This is a genomic window from Streptomyces sp. NPDC055189 (assembly GCF_053606765.1).
The window spans coordinates 13,434-31,025 of the sequence record NZ_JBSGSG010000007.1 but is presented as its reverse complement, the minus strand read 5'-3'; the positions used below and the strand labels follow the sequence as shown (position 1 = coordinate 31,025).

The 17,592-nt window shown below is 71.3% G+C and carries 19 protein-coding genes; 12 read left to right on the top strand and 7 right to left on the bottom strand.

Annotated elements, in window-relative coordinates; genetic code table 11:
• Positions 1-3: 3 nt before the first annotated feature.
• The 7 genes from ACWFR3_RS07445 to ACWFR3_RS07415 all read left to right on the top strand — a co-directional run bounded on the left by ACWFR3_RS07445 (position 4) and on the right by ACWFR3_RS07415 (position 6,610).
• Complete coding sequence (locus tag ACWFR3_RS07445; protein ID WP_453733603.1) at positions 4-1,659, top strand: ABC transporter substrate-binding protein; 1,656 nt, start codon at positions 4-6, stop codon at positions 1,657-1,659.
• The gene (locus ACWFR3_RS07440; RefSeq protein ID WP_453733602.1) at positions 1,656-2,606 is read left to right on the top strand and encodes an ABC transporter permease; all 951 of its coding nucleotides are present in this window, start codon (positions 1,656-1,658) and stop codon (positions 2,604-2,606) included. Before ACWFR3_RS07445 ends, ACWFR3_RS07440 begins: the two co-directional genes overlap by 4 nt.
• Positions 2,603-3,478, top strand: a complete 876-nt coding sequence (locus ACWFR3_RS07435) for an ABC transporter permease (protein ID WP_453733601.1) — start codon at positions 2,603-2,605, stop codon at positions 3,476-3,478. Before ACWFR3_RS07440 ends, ACWFR3_RS07435 begins: the two co-directional genes overlap by 4 nt.
• Positions 3,479-3,483: 5 nt before the next feature.
• Positions 3,484-4,491: an ABC transporter ATP-binding protein gene (locus ACWFR3_RS07430; RefSeq protein ID WP_453733600.1), complete on the top strand. Its 1,008-nt coding sequence runs from the start codon at positions 3,484-3,486 to the stop codon at positions 4,489-4,491.
• Entirely contained in the window at positions 4,484-5,287 is an 804-nt protein-coding gene (locus ACWFR3_RS07425; protein WP_453733599.1) for an ABC transporter ATP-binding protein, read from the top strand. Before ACWFR3_RS07430 ends, ACWFR3_RS07425 begins: the two co-directional genes overlap by 8 nt.
• A gap of 75 nt (positions 5,288-5,362) precedes the next feature.
• Positions 5,363-5,830, top strand: coding sequence for a DUF3237 domain-containing protein (locus ACWFR3_RS07420; RefSeq protein WP_453733598.1), 468 nt, complete (start codon positions 5,363-5,365; stop codon positions 5,828-5,830).
• A 51-nt stretch (positions 5,831-5,881) separates the two neighbouring features.
• Complete coding sequence (locus ACWFR3_RS07415) at positions 5,882-6,610, top strand: maleylpyruvate isomerase family mycothiol-dependent enzyme (RefSeq protein WP_453733597.1); 729 nt, start codon at positions 5,882-5,884, stop codon at positions 6,608-6,610.
• 9 nt (positions 6,611-6,619) lie between these two features.
• Here ACWFR3_RS07415 and ACWFR3_RS07410 read toward each other — a convergent pair whose 3' ends face one another.
• Complete coding sequence (locus ACWFR3_RS07410; RefSeq protein WP_453733596.1) at positions 6,620-7,057, bottom strand: MarR family winged helix-turn-helix transcriptional regulator; 438 nt, start codon at positions 7,055-7,057, stop codon at positions 6,620-6,622.
• Positions 7,058-7,145: 88 nt separating this feature from the next.
• On the opposite strand from ACWFR3_RS07410, the gene ACWFR3_RS07405 reads away from it, so the two are divergent.
• The gene (locus ACWFR3_RS07405) at positions 7,146-8,633 is read left to right on the top strand and encodes an MFS transporter (protein ID WP_453733595.1); all 1,488 of its coding nucleotides are present in this window, start codon (positions 7,146-7,148) and stop codon (positions 8,631-8,633) included.
• A gap of 76 nt (positions 8,634-8,709) precedes the next feature.
• Positions 8,710-8,982: a DUF6332 family protein gene (locus ACWFR3_RS07400; protein WP_453733594.1), complete on the top strand. Its 273-nt coding sequence runs from the start codon at positions 8,710-8,712 to the stop codon at positions 8,980-8,982.
• Here the strand turns inward: ACWFR3_RS07400 and ACWFR3_RS07395 are convergent.
• The 3 genes from ACWFR3_RS07395 to ACWFR3_RS07385 all read right to left on the bottom strand — a co-directional run bounded on the left by ACWFR3_RS07395 (position 8,943) and on the right by ACWFR3_RS07385 (position 11,725).
• Positions 8,943-9,608, bottom strand: a complete 666-nt coding sequence (locus tag ACWFR3_RS07395) for a response regulator (protein WP_453733593.1) — start codon at positions 9,606-9,608, stop codon at positions 8,943-8,945. The genes ACWFR3_RS07400 and ACWFR3_RS07395 overlap by 40 nt on opposite strands.
• Positions 9,605-10,849, bottom strand: coding sequence for a sensor histidine kinase (locus tag ACWFR3_RS07390; protein ID WP_453733592.1), 1,245 nt, complete (start codon positions 10,847-10,849; stop codon positions 9,605-9,607). The genes ACWFR3_RS07395 and ACWFR3_RS07390 overlap by 4 nt, the downstream gene beginning before the upstream one ends.
• 177 nt (positions 10,850-11,026) lie before the next feature.
• Positions 11,027-11,725 (bottom strand): TetR/AcrR family transcriptional regulator, encoded by a 699-nt coding sequence (locus ACWFR3_RS07385; RefSeq protein ID WP_453733591.1) that lies wholly within the window; start codon positions 11,723-11,725, stop codon positions 11,027-11,029.
• Between the two features lie 174 nt (positions 11,726-11,899).
• Between ACWFR3_RS07385 and ACWFR3_RS07380 the strand changes: the two genes are divergently transcribed.
• A complete protein-coding gene (locus tag ACWFR3_RS07380) occupies positions 11,900-12,373 on the top strand; it encodes a nitroreductase family deazaflavin-dependent oxidoreductase (RefSeq protein WP_453733590.1) in 474 nt (157 codons plus the stop codon).
• Between the two features lie 22 nt (positions 12,374-12,395).
• On the opposite strand, the gene ACWFR3_RS07375 is transcribed toward ACWFR3_RS07380, so the two are convergent.
• A complete protein-coding gene (locus ACWFR3_RS07375; protein WP_453733589.1) occupies positions 12,396-13,607 on the bottom strand; it encodes a geranylgeranyl reductase family protein in 1,212 nt (403 codons plus the stop codon).
• Positions 13,608-13,742: 135 nt separating this feature from the next.
• On the opposite strand from ACWFR3_RS07375, the gene ACWFR3_RS07370 reads away from it, so the two are divergent.
• Positions 13,743-15,098 carry a M20/M25/M40 family metallo-hydrolase gene (locus ACWFR3_RS07370; RefSeq protein ID WP_453733588.1) on the top strand — a complete coding sequence of 452 codons (1,356 nt, stop codon included), beginning with the start codon at positions 13,743-13,745 and terminating at the stop codon, positions 15,096-15,098.
• Positions 15,099-15,133: 35 nt separating this feature from the next.
• Here ACWFR3_RS07370 and ACWFR3_RS07365 read toward each other — a convergent pair whose 3' ends face one another.
• Entirely contained in the window at positions 15,134-16,177 is a 1,044-nt protein-coding gene (locus ACWFR3_RS07365) for an NUDIX domain-containing protein (RefSeq protein WP_453733587.1), read from the bottom strand.
• Between the two features lie 282 nt (positions 16,178-16,459).
• Here ACWFR3_RS07365 and ACWFR3_RS07360 point away from each other — a divergent pair, with 282 nt between their 5' ends.
• Positions 16,460-16,858, top strand: a complete 399-nt coding sequence (locus ACWFR3_RS07360) for an STAS domain-containing protein (RefSeq protein WP_453733586.1) — start codon at positions 16,460-16,462, stop codon at positions 16,856-16,858.
• Positions 16,859-16,981: 123 nt separating this feature from the next.
• On the opposite strand, the gene ACWFR3_RS07355 is transcribed toward ACWFR3_RS07360, so the two are convergent.
• On the bottom strand, positions 16,982-17,158 hold the full coding sequence (locus ACWFR3_RS07355) for a hypothetical protein (RefSeq protein ID WP_453733585.1): 177 nt from the start codon (positions 17,156-17,158) through the stop codon (positions 16,982-16,984).
• Between the last annotated feature and the right edge of the window lie 434 nt (positions 17,159-17,592).

The following is a 17,592-nucleotide window of genomic DNA, read 5'->3' as shown; positions in this document are numbered from 1 at the left end:
CTCATGAAGGCTCCCAGAATCACCGCCCCGGCCGCCGGCGCCCTGTGCGTCCTGCTCACCGCGACCGCTTGTACGTCGGGCACCTCCGCCGACCCGGCACCGGGCCCCCAGAAGCTCACGATGACCACGCCCGCCGCGAAGGGCACCCTCGACGACGTCACGTGGAACCTGCCCATGGGCGAGCCGAGGACGCTGGACTCGGCGAAGGTGGCCGACTACTCGCCGAGCACCGTCAAGGCCAACCTCTGCGACTCCCTGCTGCGGCTGAAACCGGACTACTCCACCGCACCCGGCCTCGCCGCCTCCTGGAACAGGCCGAACGACAAGACCCTGGTGCTCAACCTCCGCAAGGGCGTGCGGTTCTGGAACGGGCACCCCATGACCGCCGACGACGTCGTCAGCAGCCTGCGGCGGCAGGGGGACCCCACGACGCAGAGCGTCAACGCCAGCCTCCTCGCCCGGGTGAAGACGATCACCGCGACGGGCGCGCACCAGGTGACGGTCCGCTTCGAGGCCCCCGACGAGATGTTCCTCAAGGGGCTCGCGACCAGCTTCGGCACGGTCAACGAAGCCGCGTACGTGAAGAAGGCCGGACGCGGCTACGGAAGCGCCAAAGGCGGGCTGATGTGCACGGGGCCCTTCGAGCTGACGTCCTGGAAACCCGGCGAGTCCATCACCGCGACCCGCAACGCGGAGTACTGGGACACCGCTCTCCGACCGAAGGTCGAGAAGCTGACGTTCAAGTTCATCACCGACGGCTCCACGCTCACCAGCGCCCTGCTCTCCGGTGAGGTCGACGGCAGCTACGAGATCAGTTCGGCGGGCGCCCGCGCCCTCGGCTCCTCCGACGTGGGCACCCTCTACCACGGACCTTCGGCGCAGACGAACTTCATCGCCGCGATCGGCGAGGACTCACCACTGGCGGACCACAAGATCGCCGAGGCCCTCTCGCTCGTACTCGACCGCGACGATCTGATCAAGAACGTGTACGCCGGCGCCGCTCAGAAGCTCAAGACCTTCATCCCGCCTCTGGTGTGGCAGAACGGCGAGGCCGCCGACATCTACGCCGAGGGGCACGACGCGCTGCCCGCCGTTCCCGAGGTCGACGTGGACAAGGCAAAGAAGCTGGTGGGTCAGGCCCGCACCAAGCGGCGCACGCTGACCGTCGCCACGGCCGCGGGAGACCAGCAGTCGCAGCAGACCCTCACCTTCCTCCAGGCGGGGGCGGAGCGCATCGGCCTCGAGGTCGTCGTCAAGCAGCTCCAGCCGACGCAGATGTCGGGCCTCTTCTTCGACGCCTCGCTCCGCAAGGGCCTGGACGCGACCATGGTCCTCGGCTACGTCGAGATCCCCGACCCCCTCTCGTACGCACAGCTCCTCACGGATCCCAACTCCTTGTTCAACTGGACCACGTACCGCAATCCAGAGGTCACTTCACTGCTCGGCCAGGCGCAGGCCGCCATGGAGCCCGAGAAGTCGGCCCAGCTCTTCACCCGGGCGCAGCAGCGCTACAGCACCGATCTGCCCGTGGTGCCGCTGGCCTCTCCGCACGAGCGTCTCTTCCTCAACAAGCGGCTCAGTGGCGCCCCTTCGTCCTTCGCCTACATCAACATGCCGTGGGCGGCCCACCTCGGCGGCACCGGCAAGGGCACCTCGTGATCGCCCGCTTCGTCGCCCGCCGGACGGCGGCCCTGGCCGTGACCCTGCTGATCGCCAGCATCGCCGTCTACGGTGCGCTGTTCCTGTCCCCCGGCGATCCGGCCACCCTCCTCGTCGGCGGCGGAAAGGAGCCAAGTCCCGGTCTGCTGGCCGAAATTCACCGCCAATACCACCTGGACGACCCGTTCCTCCAGAGCTACTGGCGCTGGCTGACCGGCATGCTGCGGGGCGACGCGGGACAGTCCCTCAGCTACCAGGACTCCGTCACCCACCTGCTGGGCGCCCGCATCGGCAACACCCTCCTGCTCATCTCCTACGCCGCCGCCCTGATCATCACCTTCGGCGTCGCCCTCGGCGCCCTGGCCGCCCTGCGCGGCAAGTGGGTCGACACCCTGGTGACGGTGCTCTCCACGACCCTCATGGCCGTCCCGGTCTTCGTCATGGCGGTCCTGCTCACCTGGGGTCTCGCCGTGCGCCTCGGCTGGTTCCCGGCCTACGGATCGGGCGCGGGCCCGGCCGACCGCCTGGAGCATCTGACCCTGCCCGCCCTGGCCCTCGCCGCATCGTGGCTCGCCTACGTCGCCCAGGTCTCCCGCGCGGCGATCCGCGCCGAACTGCTCTCCGAGCACGTACAGACCGCCCGCAGCCGGGGGATCAGGGAAAGCCTCATCGTCCGCAAGCACATTCTGCGCAATGCCTCCGCACCGATCGTCTCCGTCTCGGGAGTGGCCGTGGCAGGGCTGATCGCCGGCTCGTCGATCGTCGAGCAGGCCTTCGGGCTCAACGGCGTCGGGGCGCTGCTCATCCAGAGCGCCGCCAAGCAGGACCTGGCCGTGGTGCAGGCCCTCGCACTTCTCACGGTGGTGGCCTTCGCACTGATCAACACCGCTGTCGACGTGCTCAGTGCGGCACTCGACCATCGCGTTCCGCCGGGAGGAAGCCGATGAGCACCTATCAGTTGGCCTCCGCGGCCGGGGACAGGCTCCCCCGGGGCCGGGTCCGCGCCCTCGCCCGCGGGCAGGGGGTGCCGATCGCCGCCGGAGCCGTCGTGGCCCTGGTGGTCGTCGCCGCCGTATTCGCCCCGCTGCTCGCGCCCTACGACCCCAATGCCGTTGACCCGCTCGCCGTTTCGCGGGGCAGTTCGGCGGCCCACTGGCTGGGCACGGACGACACGGGGCGCGACATCCTCTCCCGGCTCCTGTACGGGGCGAGGCCCAGCCTGCTGGCCCCGGCGCTGATCACCCTGGCCGCGGGCACGGTCGGCACGGCGCTCGCGGTCTCGGCGGCCTGGCTCGGCGGCTGGTACGACCGGGTCGTGTCCGCCTTCCTCGACCTGGTCTTCGGCTTCCCCGGGCTCGTCCTCGCCGTGGTCGGCGCGGCGGTCTTCGGGGCTGGCCTGGACATCGCCGTCCTCACCCTCTCCCTCGCCTATCTGCCCTACATCGCCCGCATCGTGCGCAGCGCGGCACTGCGCGAGCGCTCGCTCCCTTACGTCTCCGCACTGGGCATGCTGGGCCTGCCGGGCCGGAGGATCTGTCTGCGGCACCTGCTGCCGAACCTGATGCCGCTCGTCCTCGTACAGGCGACCACCTCGTTCGGCTACACGATGCTCGACGTGGCGGCGTTCTCCTTCATCGGGCTCGGCACCCAACCACCCACCGCGGAATGGGGGTTGATGGTGGCCAACGGCGCTCCGGGCATCATCGGCGGGCAGCCCGAGCAGTCGCTGTACGCCGGTCTGGTCATCGTCGTCTTCGTCATCGCCTGCAATCTGCTGGGCGGCGGCCTGTCCCGCCGTCTTCTCGGAGAGGACCGGTGAACCCCGTGCAAACCCCTCTGCTCGAGTTCGACGGCCTGCACATCAGCCTGCCCGTCCGGGGCGAACACCGCTGCGTCGTCCGGCGCGTGGACCTCACCGTCCCCAAGGGCAGCGCCGTGGGCCTGGTGGGCGAGTCCGGCTCGGGCAAGTCGCTCACCGCCCGCTCGGTGCTGCGGCTGCTTCCTCCCGGTGCCCGGGTCGGCGGCGACATCCGCTTCGAGGGCGCCTCGGTCACCGCCATGGATCAGGCCGCGCTGCGTACGCTGCGCAGCCACGGGGTGGCGATGGTCTTCCAGGACCCGCGGGCGCACATCAATCCGCTGCGCACCATCGGCGACTTCCTCACCGAGGGCCTGGTCACCACCCGCGGGGAACGTCGCGGGGTCGCCGAGGCCAGGGCCGCGGACCTGCTCCGCGAGGTGGGCATCGCCGACGCCCCGCGGCGGCTGCGCCAACGCCCCGCCGAGCTGTCCGGCGGGCTGCTGCAACGCGTCATGATCGCGGCGGCCCTGATCGGCGAGCCCCGGCTGCTGCTCGCGGACGAGCCGACCACCGCGCTGGACGTCACCACGCAGGCCGAGGTGATGGCCGTCATCGACGAGGCGCGGGTCCGGCGCGGGCTCGCGATGCTGTTCATCACGCACGACCTGGCGCTTGCGGCGGCCGTCTGCGACAGCATCGCGGTGATGTACGCGGGCTCGGTGGTCGAGCAGCTGCCGGCCACGCGCCTCCACGACCACTCCTGTCACCCCTACACCCGGGCCCTGTTGGCCTCCCGGCCCGATCCGGGCGCGGGCGCGCGGCCGTTGCGGGCGATCGAGGGCCGGCCGCTCTCAGCGTCCGAGGCCGGTCCCGGCTGTGCGTTCGCGCCCCGCTGCCCGCAGGCCCGGGACGTCTGCACGACGGACCGTCCGCTGCCGGAGCCGACCGGTGACGGCCGTACCGCCTGCCACTTCCCCCACCTCACGGACGACGGAACGGCCGACACCGAAAGGACGGTGCGCCATGTCTGACAGCAGCGCCCCGGCAGCCCTGGAGGCGGTGGGCCTGCGCAAGACCTTCGGGGACTTCGTCGCGGTCGACGACGTCGACCTGTCCCTCGCTCCCGGCGCGTCCCTGGCCGTCGTCGGCGAGTCCGGGTCGGGCAAGACCACCACCGCCCGTATGATCGCCGGCCTCGAAGCGCCGACCGCCGGAGCCGTACGGTTCAACGGCCGGCCGCTGCCGGGGCGTCGGGCCCGCACCGCCGTACGCAGGAGTTTCGCCCGGGACGTCCAGATGGTCTTCCAGGATCCGTACGCCTCCCTGGACCGCCGGCAGCGCGTGGACGACAGCATCAGCGAAGTCCTGGCACTCCACACCGACCTGCGCGGCAGCGCGCTGACCCGGCGCACCACGGAGCTGCTCGACCAGGTGGGACTCACCGCGGGCCAGGCGGGGTCGCTGCCCCGCGCGCTCTCGGGTGGCCAGCGCCAGCGCGTGGCCATCGCCCGCGCGGTGGCCGTACGCCCCCGCGTCCTGGTGCTCGACGAGGCGGTCGCCGCCCTGGACGTGTCCGTACAGGCCCAGATCGTCACCCTGCTGCGGGATCTGCGCGAACAGTCCGGCATCGCCTATCTGTTCATCACCCACGACCTCGGTATCGTCCAGCACATCTGCGAGGACATCGTGGTGATGCACCGCGGCCGGATCGTCGAGCGGGGGCGCACGGTCGCCGTGCTCGAACGCCCCGAAGCCCCGTACACCCGGGCTCTGATCGACTCGGTGCCGCGCCGCGGCTGGACCCCGAAGCGCGGGGCCGCGGCCTGACGCGAAATCGCCGCCGGCACCCGACCCACTGCTCACTGCTCACTGCTCACTGCCCTTGTTCATTGGAGCCAAGCGATGTCCTTCTCCCCCGCCCTGGCCTACGCGTTCGAGATCCGCGCCCACCTCACCGACTCCCTGCACGTCGGCCACGGCGTGGGCGAGGTCACCGAGTTCACCCCGATCGTCGGCGGGACAGTGGAGGGCCCGCTGCTGAGCGGCAAGGTCCTCGCGGGCGGCGGCGACTGGAGCAGTACGCGCGGCGAGGTCTGCCAGCTGGACGCGCGCTACCTGATCCAGGCCGACGACGGCGCCGTCATCGACATCGTCAACCGCGGCTACTACCACCCGGCCCCCGACAGCCCCGACCAGCACGACGGCGACGTCCAGGTCAGCCACGCCGGTCACTACTACCGCACCTCTCCCGTCTTCCGCACCGACGCCCCCGCACACCGCTGGCTCGCCGAGACGGTCTTCGTGGGGCTTGCCAGGCCCGAAGGCGATGCGGAGGACACGGTCGTCATTCGCATGTACGCACTTCAATAGGCGACGACGCCCCTACGTACGCGAGCGCACTCCATCCGGCACAATCCCCACATGGAGACTGCCGAGCACCTCGAAGTTCTCGACGCCGAAGGCAAGTTGCTGGCCCGCGCCGCCGAAACGGCCGGGACGGACGCCAAGGTGATCACCTGCCCCGACTGGAGCGTGCGCGATCTGCTGCGGCACACGGGGGCGGTGCACATCTGGGCCGCGGCCTTTGTCGCCGACGAGCACCCGTCGCCGCGGCCCATGGGCGACCCGCCGGACCTGGACGGCGCCGCCCTGATCGACTGGTACCGGCAGTCACACGGCGACCTGGTCGCCACCCTTCGTACCGCCGCGACCGACGTGCGGTGCTGGGCGTTCCTGCCCGCGCCGTCCCCGCTCGCGTTCTGGGCGCGGCGGCAGGCGAACGAGACGGCGATCCACCGCGTGGACGCCGAGTCCGCGCGCGGGGGTGCGCCGTCCCCGATCGGTACGGAGTTCGCCGCGGACGGGATCGACGAGTTGCTGCGCGGGTTCCACGCGCGCTCGCGCAGCAGGGTGCGCACGCAGGAACCGCGGGTTCTTCGCGTGCGGGCGACGGACGCGGACGCCGTGTGGACCGTACGCCTCTCGCAGGAGCCGGCCGTCACGGAACGGGGCGAGGAGGGCCCGGCCGAATGCGAGTTGTCGGGTCCCGCGGAGCAGCTCTACCTCGCGCTGTGGAACCGGGGGCCGTTCCCGCAGGTCACCGGCGACACCGCGCTGAGCGCACTGTGGAGCGAGACGTCGGGCGTGTGATCCTGCCCGCTACTGGGCGGATCCGGAGGATTCGGAGGCGGTCCGCACCAGCATCCGTTCGAGCACCGCGCGCTGGAGCGGCCGCACTTCCGCGTGCAGGTGACGCCCCTTGTCGGTGAGCACGACCCGCACCCCGCGCCGGTCCTCGCTGCACATCGCGCGCTCCACCAGGCCGTCCTTCTCCAGGCGGCCGATGAGGCGGGACAGTGCGCTCTGGCTCAGGTGCACGCGGCCCGCGATGTCCTGCACGCGGTAGCCGCAGTCGCCGTCGGCCGTCGCGCCCTCGGACGCGCCGCCCTCGGTCAGCACGTCGAGCACTTCGAAGTCGCTCGCCCCGAGGCCGTGCTCACGCAGGGCGCTGTCGAGTTCGCACAGGGTGCGCGCGTGCACCGCGAGGATGTCGCGCCATTGGTCCACGAGCCCTTGCTCGGCTGTCTTCGCCGCCATGACATCGCACGTTAGCAGAGAATGCACCTTTGTTGCATCGGAATTAAATGCACTTGCACTCAATGCACGTGCATGTACTGTGCTGCGCATGACTTCTCCGCTCACAGCTGCCTCCGCGTCCCCGGAGCGCTGGTCCCCACGACTGTGGGGCACTCTTCTCGTGCTCTGCGCCGCGATGTTCCTCGACGCACTCGACGTATCGATGGTCGGTGTCGCCCTGCCCTCCATCGGCTCCGAGCTGAACCTCTCCACCTCGGCCCTGCAGTGGGTCGTCAGCGGCTACATCCTCGGCTACGGCGGCCTGCTGCTCCTGGGCGGACGCGCCGCCGACCTGCTCGGACGGCGCCGGGTCTTCCTGATCGCACTCGCCGTCTTCGCCCTCGCCTCGCTGCTCGGCGGGTTCGTCGACTCGGGCCCGCTGCTGATCGCGAGCCGCTTCATCAAGGGCCTGAGCGCCGCGTTCACCGCGCCCGCGGGCCTGTCCATCATCACCACGACGTTCGCCGAGGGCCCCCTGCGCAACCGTGCGCTCACCATCTACACGACCTGCGCCGCCACCGGCTTCTCCATGGGCCTGGTCCTGTCCGGACTGCTCACCGAGGCCAGCTGGCGCCTGACCATGCTGCTGCCCGCGCCGATCGCCGTCATCGCGCTGGTCGCCGGACTCAAGCTCATCCCGCGCAGCGCCCGCGAGAAGAACACCGGCGGATACGACGTGCCGGGCGCCGTCACCGGCACGGCCGCGATGCTGCTGCTCGTGTTCACGGTCGTCGAAGCACCGGAGGCCGGCTGGGCATCCGCCCGCACCCTCCTGTCGTTCCTCGCCGCGGCCGTACTGCTCGCCGTTTTCGTCCGCATCGAACTGCGCACCGCGAGCCCGCTGATCCGCCTCGGCGTCCTGCGCTCGGGTCCCCAACTCCGGGCGCAGATCGGTGCGATGACGTTCTTCGGGGGCTACGTCTCCTTCCAGTTCCTGGCCACGCAGTACTTCCAGACGCTGCTCGGCTGGTCGGCCCTGGAGACCGCGCTCGCGTTCCTGCCCGCGGGCGCCCTGGTCGCCCTCTCGTCCACGAAGGTCGGTTCGGTCATCGACCGGTTCGGCACACCGCGGGTCATCGTGGCGGGCTTCGTCCTGCTCGTCGCCTCGTACACGCTGTTCCTGCGCGTCAGCCTCACCCCGTCGTACGCCTCCATGGTCCTGCCGTCCATGATCCTGCTCGGCTTCGCCTGCGCCCTGGTCTTCCCCTCGCTCAACATCCAGGCCACCAACGGCGTGGACGACGACGAGCAGGGCATGGTGTCGGGCCTCCTGAACACCTCGATCCAGGTGGGCGGCGCGATCTTCCTCGCCGTCGTCACGGCCGTGATCACCGCGTCGTCCCACGGCGGCGACGCCTCACCGCAGGCCGTGCTCGACAGCTACCGCCCCGGCCTGATCGTGGTCACGGCCATCGCGGTCGCGGGACTCCTGATCACCCTCACCGGGCTGCGGACCCGTCGCAAGCAGGAGACGGTCCTGGTCGTGAAGTCCGTGCGGCGCGAGGCCGACGAGGAGCGGGTGGCCGTTCACGACTGACTTGGCCCGGAGTCAACATCCATACTCCGGCGGGCAGTTGCTTGCCCGCCGGAGGCCTACCCCTGACACTCGGGAGATGGGGCGAAGGACGCAGGCCCAGCGGGACGCCAACACCGTGGAGACCGGCTTCGCGCTGTTCGCCGCGACGTGCCTCGCGGGCGCCGCCTTCTTCGTCGTGACGTCCCCGCTCCACCTCTTCGGTGTGTCCTCGTCATCGGCGCGCACCCTGAACCGGGTCGGCGCGATCGTCGCGGTCACGGTCTTCGTCGTGTCCGTGGTGACGGTCCTCGTGCGCCACCGGCGGGAGCGTCAGCCGAGCCAGCCGGGCCGCACCAAGCCCGACTCGTAGGCCAGTACCACCAGTTGGGCACGGTCGCGGGCGCCGAGCTTGACCATGGTCCGGCTGACGTGGGTCTTCGCGGTCAGCGGGCTGACGACCAGACGGCGGGCGATCTCCTCGTTCGACAGGCCGATGCCGACGAGCGCCATCACCTCCCGCTCCCGCTCGGTGAGTTCGCCGAGCGGCTCGGGGCCCGCGGGCTCCTTGGAACGGGCCGCGAACTCGGCGATCAGGCGGCGCGTCACCCCGGGCGAGAGCAGCGCGTCGCCGTCGACCACCGCGCGCACGGCACGCAGCAGTTCCTCGGGCTCGGTGTCCTTGACGAGGAAACCCGAGGCCCCGGAGCGGATCGCCTCGAAGACGTACTCGTCCAGTTCGAAGGTGGTCAGCATGACCACCTTGACGTCGTTCAGCTCCGGGTCGCCGGTGATCTGCCGGGTCGCGGCGAGCCCGTCGAGCAGCGGCATGCGGATGTCCATCAGGACGACGTCGGGGCGCAGTTCACGCACCATGCGCACCGCCTCCTCGCCATCCGCGGCCTCCCCGGCGACCCCGATGTCCCGCTGGGCACCGAGCAGCGCCTTGAAACCGGCCCTGACCAGCGACTGGTCGTCGGCGAGCAGTACGCGGATCACTGGTCCTCCTGAGGTGCCGTGCGGGTGGGCAGTACGGCGGTGACGCGGAATCCCCCGTCGGGGCGCGATCCCGCCTCGATCGTGCCATTGAGGGCGGCGGCGCGCTCCCGCATCCCGGCGAGGCCGTTGCCGCTGCCACCCGCGTCCGCGCCGGTGGCGGGGCCGTCGTCGTCCACGCGCAGGGTGAGCGCCGCCGCCTCGTGGCGCACGAGCACGCGCGCGTGGCGCGACCCGGAGTGCCTTACGACGTTGGTCAGCGCCTCCTGGACGATGCGGAAGGCGGCGAGGTCGACGCCTGGCGCCAGTCTCCTGCCGGACCCCTGCGTGTCCACGTCGACGGTGAGCCCGGTGCTCGCGGCCTGCTGCACGAGCTCGGGCAGCCGGTCGAGCCCGGGAGCCGGGGCCCGGGGCGCGTCACCGGGCGTACGGAGGGTGTCGAGGACCTGGCGGACCTCCCCCAACGCTTCCTTGCTCGCGGCTTTGATGGTGGTCAGCGCGGTGCGGGCCTGCTCGGGGTCCGAATCGAGCAGCGCGAGGCCCACGCCCGCCTGGACGTTGATCACGGAGATGCTGTGCGCGAGGACGTCGTGCAGTTCGCGCGCCATGCGCAGACGCTCCTCGTCGGCCCGCCGCTCGGCGGCCCGCGCACGCTCCGCCCGCTCCTTCATCCACTGCTCACGGCGTACGCGGGCCAGCTCGGACACCGCGATGATGGCGACGACCCAGACGGCGACGATGGTCTCCTCGCCCCAGGTGCGCGCTCCGTCCCCGTCCGGTGGCAGCCACCGGTAGAGCCAGTGCGCGACCAGGAGATGCCCCGCCCACAGCATCGCGACGGCGCCCCACGCCGCGCGCCGGTGCCCCGCGACGACCGCGGCGAAGCAGCCGACGGCGACGGTGATCAGGACCGGGCCGTACGCGAACCCGGCCCCGAGGTAGACAAGGGCGGTCCCGGCCGTGAAGTACGCGACCGGGACCGGGTGGCGGTGGCGCAGCAGGAGCGAGGCCGTGCCCGCGAGCAGGAGCAGCCGGGCGGGAACGTTCAGCTCCACCCGGTCGAGCTGGCCCTGCGCCGCGTACTTCGAGCCGATCTGCACGAACACGGTGATCGCCAGCGTCGTCAGCCACGGCAGCCTGCCGGCGTCCCCCTGAAGCCACCGGGGCGGACCGTGCCGCCACATCGGCGGTCCGCCCCGGAACGGGGACGGACCGCCGCGCCCGCGTTCGTGCTGCTCGTCCATGACGGCAACGCTAGACCGCGGGGCGGCCGCCGGGCGTCAGCCCGGCGTGGCGATCACACGTACTCCCGCTGGAGTACCCGGGGGTCTTGCCTTCCTCCCCGCTCCCGTGCTTCTCGTGCAGTCCGAAGCGCCGGTGCAGCCTTCGCACGGGGCGGGCGCAGCATGGCGGCGTGCGGGCTACTTCTGCTCCAACAGCCCGACACTGTGGGCGAGTTGCGTGACCGCGTACGAGAAGAGCGCCGGGCGGTCGTCGACGACGCGGTTGAACTGACCGAACACCTCGAAGCCCACGAGCCCGAAGAGCTGCGCCCACGCCGTGACCATCGCCATGTTCACCGCCGGCGGCAGATCGGGGGCGAGGTCCGCGGTGATCCGCTCGGCCTCGGCGCGCAGCCCTTCCGGGAGCGGCCGCGCGGCGATACCGCGCCCCTGATGGGCGTCGCGCAGGATCCCGATGAGCAGCAGCCCGACGCGGGCGGCGGCCTGGACCGTGGTGTCGGGCGCGCTGTAGCCGGGGACCGGCGAGCCGTAGATCAGGGCGTACTCATGGGGGTGGCCGAGCGCCCAGGACCGCACGGCCTCGCAGGCGACCGCCCAGCGCCGCACGGGTTCCTCCGACGCGACCTCGGCGTGGGCCTCTTCGGCAGCGGCGCCGAGGGAGTCGTAGGCGTCGATGATGAGCGCGGTCAGGAGGTCGTCGCGGCTGGGGAAGTAGCGGTAGAGGGCGGAGGAGACCATGCCGAGCTCGCGGGCGACGGCGCGCAGCGAGAGCTTGGCGGCGCCGTCGGCGGCCAGCTGTCTGCGGGCCTCGTCCTTGATGGCGGCGGTGACTTCGACTCGGGCGCGGGCCCTGGCCCCGCTGGTGGCGCTGCTCATGCAGGCAGTGTGCCACGGGTTCGGAGCAGTGCGCTGAAACGGGAGCTGCGCACTAAAAAGAGAGCGGCAGACACTTTCGAGAGCACTGCTCTTGAAATGGGGCGCCGCTCTCGTGCACACTGCTCTTAAGCGAGAGCAGTGCTCTCGGAAGCCCTCCCGAATTTGGCGGTCACCATGTCCACGTCCTCCCCCTCGGCCCCCTCCACCACCCACTACCTCAAGGCCGGCCGCATGGCCCTGCGGCTCAACGACTTCGTCGGCTGGCTCGCGCGGCACGGCGTCAGCCTGGCCGGCTCGGCCGAGCTCTCCGTACGGGGCCGCAAGAGCGGCCAGATGCAGCGCGTCCCGGTCAACCCGTTCACGTACGAAGGCGCGCAGTACCTGGTCTCGGCCCGCGGGCACTCGCAGTGGGTGCGCAACATGCGCGTGGCGGGCGGCGGCGAGCTGCGCGTCGGGCGCAAGGTCCGCCCGTTCACGGTCGAGGAGGTCCCGAACGCCGAGAAGCTGCCGCTGCTGCGCGGCTACCTGGAGAAGTGGGGCTGGGAGGTCAACCAGTACTTCAAGGGCGTCACCGCCAAGTCCACGGACGCGGAGATCGAGGCGGCCGCAAGCGACCACCCCGTCTTCCGCCTCACCGTCACGAAGTGACGCCGCCCGGAACCACCGGGGACTACCGGTCGAACGCGCTCAGCGCCCGTCCCGCCAGCGGATGGCTCCGCACCAGCTCGCCGAGCGTCGTCGAGCCGCGGGTGATCCTCGCGAACGCGTTCCACGCGGGCCTGAACCCGGTGATCGCCGCGTGCAGCGTGCCCGGACGGCGCTCGAAGAGGGCCAGCATGCGCTTCCCGACGCTCATTTCGACACCGAGGCCCGCCTTGATGGCAAAGGCGTAGTTCAGGGCCTGGCGGCGGGCGTCGACCGCGTCGTGCGCCTCACCGATCCGCACCGCCCACTCCCCCGCGAGCCGACCCGAGCGCAGCGCGAAGGAGATGCCTTCGCGGGTCCAGGGCTCAAGGAGCCCCGCCGCGTCACCGCACACCAGGACCCGGCCGCGCGAGAGCGGCGAGTCGTCGCTGCGGCAGCGCGTCAGATGGCCCGACGAGATGCTCGGCTCGAAGCCCGCGAGCCCAAGGCGGGCGATGAAGTCCTCCAAGTACCGCTTGGTGGCCGAGCCTTCGCCGCGCGCGGAGATGACGCCGACGGTGAGGGTGTCGCCCTTGGGGAACACCCACCCGTAACTGCCCGGCATCGGGCCCCAGTCGATGAGCACCCGGCCCGCCCAGTCCTCGGCGACGCTCTGCGGCACCGGGATCTCGGCCTCAAGACCGAGATCCACCTGGTCGAGCTTCACGCCGACATGCGCCCCTATGCGGCTCGCGCTGCCGTCGGCCCCGACGACCGCGCGGGCGAGCACCGTCTCGCCGCCCTGCAGCACCACGGCGACCGTCCGCCGGTCGGGCACCGCGGAGCCGTGCTGCTCCACGCGCGCGACGGTGACGCCGGTGCGCACCTCGGCGCCCGCCTTCTGCGCGTGCTCGACCAGTTGCTGGTCGAACTCGGGGCGGTTGATGAGCCCGAAGAGCATCTGCTTCGAGCGGCGGGTGCGGGCGAACTTGCCGTCCAGGGAGAACGTCACCGCGTGCACGCGGTCTCTGAAGGGCAGTTCGAACCCCGGCGGGAGCGAGTCGCGCGAGGGGCCGATGATGCCTCCGCCACACGTTTTGTACCGGGGCAGTTCGGCTTTCTCCAGGATGAGGACACTGCGTCCCGCGACGGCTGCCGCATAGGCCGCGGACGCCCCCGCGGGCCCTGCTCCCACCACGACGACGTCCCACACATACTGCGCGTCGTCCGCCGAGTCCGCTGAGTTCTCGCTGCTCACGTTGGTCTACCGCTCCCGATCCAGCTGTTGGCCGCGCTTTCCAAGGCATCCTACGGCGGGCACCTCCGGCACCCTCCTGTGGGAGGATCACAACACCCACATACGTATAACGTCGCACCTACGAGGAGCGTGCCCATGTCGCCGCATCCGATCGCCGAGACCGTCGCCTCACTCATGCCGAAGGCGAAGGCGGAGCTCACCGAACTGGTGGCCTTCAAATCGGTGGCGGACTTCGACCAGTTCCCCCGGAGCGAGAGCGAGGCCGCCGCGAACTGGGTGGCGGACGCGCTGCGCGCCGAGGGATTCCAGGACGTGGCCCTGCTCGACACCCCGGACGGCACGCAGTCGGTGTACGGCTTCCTTCCGGGCCCCGAGGGCGCTCCCACCGTGCTGCTCTACGCCCATTACGACGTGCAGCCGCCGCTCGACGAGGAGGCGTGGACCACCCCGCCGTTCGAGCTGACGGAGCGCAACGGCCGCTGGTACGGCCGCGGCAGCGCCGACTGCAAGGGCGGCGTCCTGATGCACCTGCTCGCGCTGCGCGCCCTGAAGGCGAACGGCGGTGTCCCGGTGAGCGTCAAGGTGATCGCCGAGGGGTCCGAGGAGCAGGGCACGGGCGGTCTGGAGCGGTACGCCGAGGAGCACCCCGACCTCCTCGCGGCCGACACCATCGTCATCGGCGACGCGGGCAATTTCCGCGTCGGCCTGCCGACGGTCACCGCCACACTGCGCGGCATGACGCTCGTGCGTGTCCGTATCGACACCCTTGAGGGCAATCTGCACTCGGGACAGTTCGGCGGCGCGGCCCCGGACGCGCTCGCCGCGCTGGTTCGGGTCCTCGACTCGCTGCGCGCGGAGGACGGCTCGACGACGGTCGACGGGCTCACCGGCGACGAGGTCTGGGACGGCCTTCAGTACGAAGAGGGCGACTTCCGCAGGGACGCCAAGGTCCTCGACGGCGTCGGCCTCGTCGGCAGCGGCACGGTCGCCGACCGCATCTGGGCGCGTCCCGCGGTCACGGTCCTCGGCATCGACTGCCCGCCGGTGGTCGGCGCGACGCCGTCCGTGCAGGCGGGCGCGCGGGCGCTGATCAGCCTCCGGGTGCCGCCGGGCGTGGACGCGGCCGAGGCCACCAAGCTGCTGCAGGCGCACGTGGAGGCGCACACCCCGTGGGGCGCGCAGGTGACCACCGAGCAGATCGGGCAGGGCCAGCCGTTCCGCGCGGACACCACGAGCCCGGCGTACGCGGCGATGGCGGCGGCGATGGGCGAGGCGTACCCCGGCGAGGAGATGCAGTACGCCGGGCAGGGCGGCTCGATCCCGCTGTGCAACACCCTCGCCGCGCTCTATCCCCGTGCGGAGATCCTGCTCATCGGCCTGAGCGAACCCGAGGCGCAGATCCACGCGGTCGACGAGAGCGTGTCGCCGCAGGAGCTGGAGCGCCTCTCGGTCGCGGAGGCGCTGTTCCTCCGGAAGTACGCGGCGAGCTGAGCCACCGGGCGGGGGCCGGACTGCGCCCCCGCCGCTCACCGGCAGCCGACAGGGACGCCCGCTTCCAGGTACAGGGCGATCCCGCTCTCCCGCGCGCGCAGGGCCCAGCGCAGCCGTTCGTAGCGCACGGAGGGCAGCAGTGTGGCCGCTTCCTCCTCGGTGACGAAACGGCAGTCACGGAGTTCGGGTCCCGGCAGGAGCATCCGGCGCGCCTCGCCGCCGTCGAGGCTCCCGCCGTCGAAGAGGAACCGCATCCCTCCGTAGCCGGGCGGTGCGGGCGGCTCCCAGTCGGCGACGAGGAGCCGGGGGGCGTCGGTGAGCTGGATGCCGGTCTCCTCGGCCACTTCGCGCATGCCCGCGCGCGCGGGCGCCTCGCCGGGTTCGACGACGCCGCCGGGGAACTCCCAGCCGGCCTTGTACGTCGGGTCGACGAGCAGCACCCGGCCGCGCTCGTCGAAGAGCAGCACCCCGGCCGCGAGCGTCTCCGCGGTGGGCTCCGGGGTCTGCACGATGTCGCAGACGGACACGTCCCCGGTGCGTACGGCCTCTGCGATGCGTTCGGCGGTCCGGCAGGGGGTGAGCGCGCCGGTGTCGATACGGTGCGCGTCGCTGCCGAGCCAGCCCGCGAGCGCGATGCGGTACGGCTCGATGTGGTCGAGGGACCACTGTCGTACGCGCACCTCGCCGTCGGGCGGGCCCGGGACCGTGCGGGCGGATATTCGCTCGCGCAGGATCGTTTCATCCGGGGCCAGGACCACGTGTCGTACGGGGATTCTGCGAGAGGCGAGGCCGCCGAAGATCTCGTCGCGGTAGTCCTGCCGCAGCAGGGTCATGGGGACCACGAGGACGCCGCCGAGCTCGGCGAGCAGAGCCGCCGCGGTGTCCACGACGAGCCGCCGCCAGATCGGCAGATCCTGGTAGTCGCTCACCTCGGCGAGGTGCTTGGGCGGCAGCAGGTCCGGCAGTCCGGCGCCGATGATCTCGGGGTCGAAGAGCGTGCTGTTCGGGATCAGCTCGATCAGTTCCCGTGCGGCGTTGGTCTTGCCCGCACCGAACGCACCGTTGATCCAGATGATCACGGTTCCCCCCTCTTCCGTCGGCCCCCTGTGGCTTGCCCGCAACACCCTGCCACGGAAACCAGGGCCTGATGAGGCGGCCACTATCTGGACCAAATGACGCCACAACGTGTCAAGCGATTCGCTGTCACTTCACCCCATCGGGTGGCAGTCACCCTGCATGAATCGTTCCCTCACTCCAGGGCGCGTCCGACCCCGCTAGCGTGATCCGCCAGGCGCCCCAGCCCCTGGTGACCTCCTGAATCCGGCTCTCCTGATGCACCCGCTGCCGCGAGGATCCGGCCGATGTCGACACTGGGGGGACACGTGCAGCTCGACGCACTGAACGAATTCGCCTTCGAGGACTCCGATCAGCAGCCGCGCGTGTACGGCCACAACGGCGCCGTCGTCGTCGAACTGCACGGCGAGATCGATCTGTTGGCCTACCAGCGGATGGCCCCGCTCATCGACCCCATCACCGGTGGCACCGCGACGACCGTGGTCATCGACCTGACCCGGACCACGTTCTTCGACTGCTCGGGCATCGCCCTGCTGGTCCGCGCGCATCGTCGCACGACGGCAAGAGGCGCCCGCCTCTCCGTGGTCTGCACCCACCGCCTGACGCTCCGCATCCTGCGCCTCACGGGCCTTACGCCGACGCTGCTGCCCGTTGCGACGCTGGAGCAGGCGCTGGAAGACGAGTGAGGGGGGTGGCGCATTGTGCTGCGGGGTCCGGGCAGCATCATGAGCCTGCCCCGCGCGTGGCACCGCCGGGAGTGTGCGCGCCGGGTGCATATATGCATTCCGTTCACACCCCGTGTGAACCCTTCACGCCCGGCCGGGCCCGGGACAACGCTTCACCGGCCGGTTGATCCACCTGGTGCGCGTGTACGCGTGGAAGTGGTCGCCGGTGTGGCCCTGCTGAAGAGTGCAGTGAAGGACGTCACCGGGCCTCTCGTCCCAGCACAGGCCGGGGATGTCACGCGCGTACTTCGGGGCTTTCATGCGAAGTGCTCCGTCTGCTGGAGGTTGTCGGTGGACACGCCCGACAATCTCAATCCCGCTGGTCGCGGCGGGATACGACAGCCCGTGACACGGAGCGGGTCATGCGGACGGACGCCACCCGATCAGGAGGCGGACACTCTCAGCCCCCTCGCGGGCCCCCTCCGACAGCTCCCGCGAACTCGGGCCGTCATGCCGACTCGTCGGCCACCCGTCGGACCGCGGCGCCCGCCAGCGCGTCCCACTGCCGGCGCAGCACCCCCACGGTCGGACACGGCCCCGCGTCCACGTTCCGGCAGATGCTGCAGGCGCGTTGGTGGCCGGCCCAGGCCCCGTAAGCCTCCTGGACAGGCGAGAGGCGAACGCGAGCCGCAGCGAGCGGAACCCTCACGGCGCGGGTTGGTGGGTTCGTCTGCTCGTCCACGTCGACGCCCTTT

Bases quoted from the DNA above. Each gene is read 5' to 3' on its own strand.
- ACWFR3_RS07445 (WP_453733603.1), top strand. From the start codon at position 4: ATGAAGGCTCCCAGAATCACCGCCCCGGCCGCCGGCGCCCTGTGCGTC.
- ACWFR3_RS07435 (WP_453733601.1), top strand. From the start codon at position 2,603: ATGAGCACCTATCAGTTGGCCTCCGCGGCCGGGGACAGGCTCCCCCGG.
- ACWFR3_RS07425 (WP_453733599.1), top strand. From the start codon at position 4,484: ATGTCTGACAGCAGCGCCCCGGCAGCCCTGGAGGCGGTGGGCCTGCGC.
- ACWFR3_RS07420 (WP_453733598.1), top strand. From the start codon at position 5,363: ATGTCCTTCTCCCCCGCCCTGGCCTACGCGTTCGAGATCCGCGCCCAC.
- ACWFR3_RS07415 (WP_453733597.1), top strand. From the start codon at position 5,882: ATGGAGACTGCCGAGCACCTCGAAGTTCTCGACGCCGAAGGCAAGTTG.
- ACWFR3_RS07410 (WP_453733596.1), bottom strand. From the start codon at position 7,057: ATGGCGGCGAAGACAGCCGAGCAAGGGCTCGTGGACCAATGGCGCGAC.
- ACWFR3_RS07405 (WP_453733595.1), top strand. From the start codon at position 7,146: ATGACTTCTCCGCTCACAGCTGCCTCCGCGTCCCCGGAGCGCTGGTCC.
- ACWFR3_RS07400 (WP_453733594.1), top strand. From the start codon at position 8,710: ATGGGGCGAAGGACGCAGGCCCAGCGGGACGCCAACACCGTGGAGACC.
- ACWFR3_RS07390 (WP_453733592.1), bottom strand. From the start codon at position 10,849: ATGGACGAGCAGCACGAACGCGGGCGCGGCGGTCCGTCCCCGTTCCGG.
- ACWFR3_RS07385 (WP_453733591.1), bottom strand. From the start codon at position 11,725: ATGAGCAGCGCCACCAGCGGGGCCAGGGCCCGCGCCCGAGTCGAAGTC.
- ACWFR3_RS07380 (WP_453733590.1), top strand. From the start codon at position 11,900: ATGTCCACGTCCTCCCCCTCGGCCCCCTCCACCACCCACTACCTCAAG.
- ACWFR3_RS07370 (WP_453733588.1), top strand. From the start codon at position 13,743: ATGTCGCCGCATCCGATCGCCGAGACCGTCGCCTCACTCATGCCGAAG.
- ACWFR3_RS07360 (WP_453733586.1), top strand. From the start codon at position 16,460: ATGTCGACACTGGGGGGACACGTGCAGCTCGACGCACTGAACGAATTC.
- ACWFR3_RS07355 (WP_453733585.1), bottom strand. From the start codon at position 17,158: ATGAAAGCCCCGAAGTACGCGCGTGACATCCCCGGCCTGTGCTGGGAC.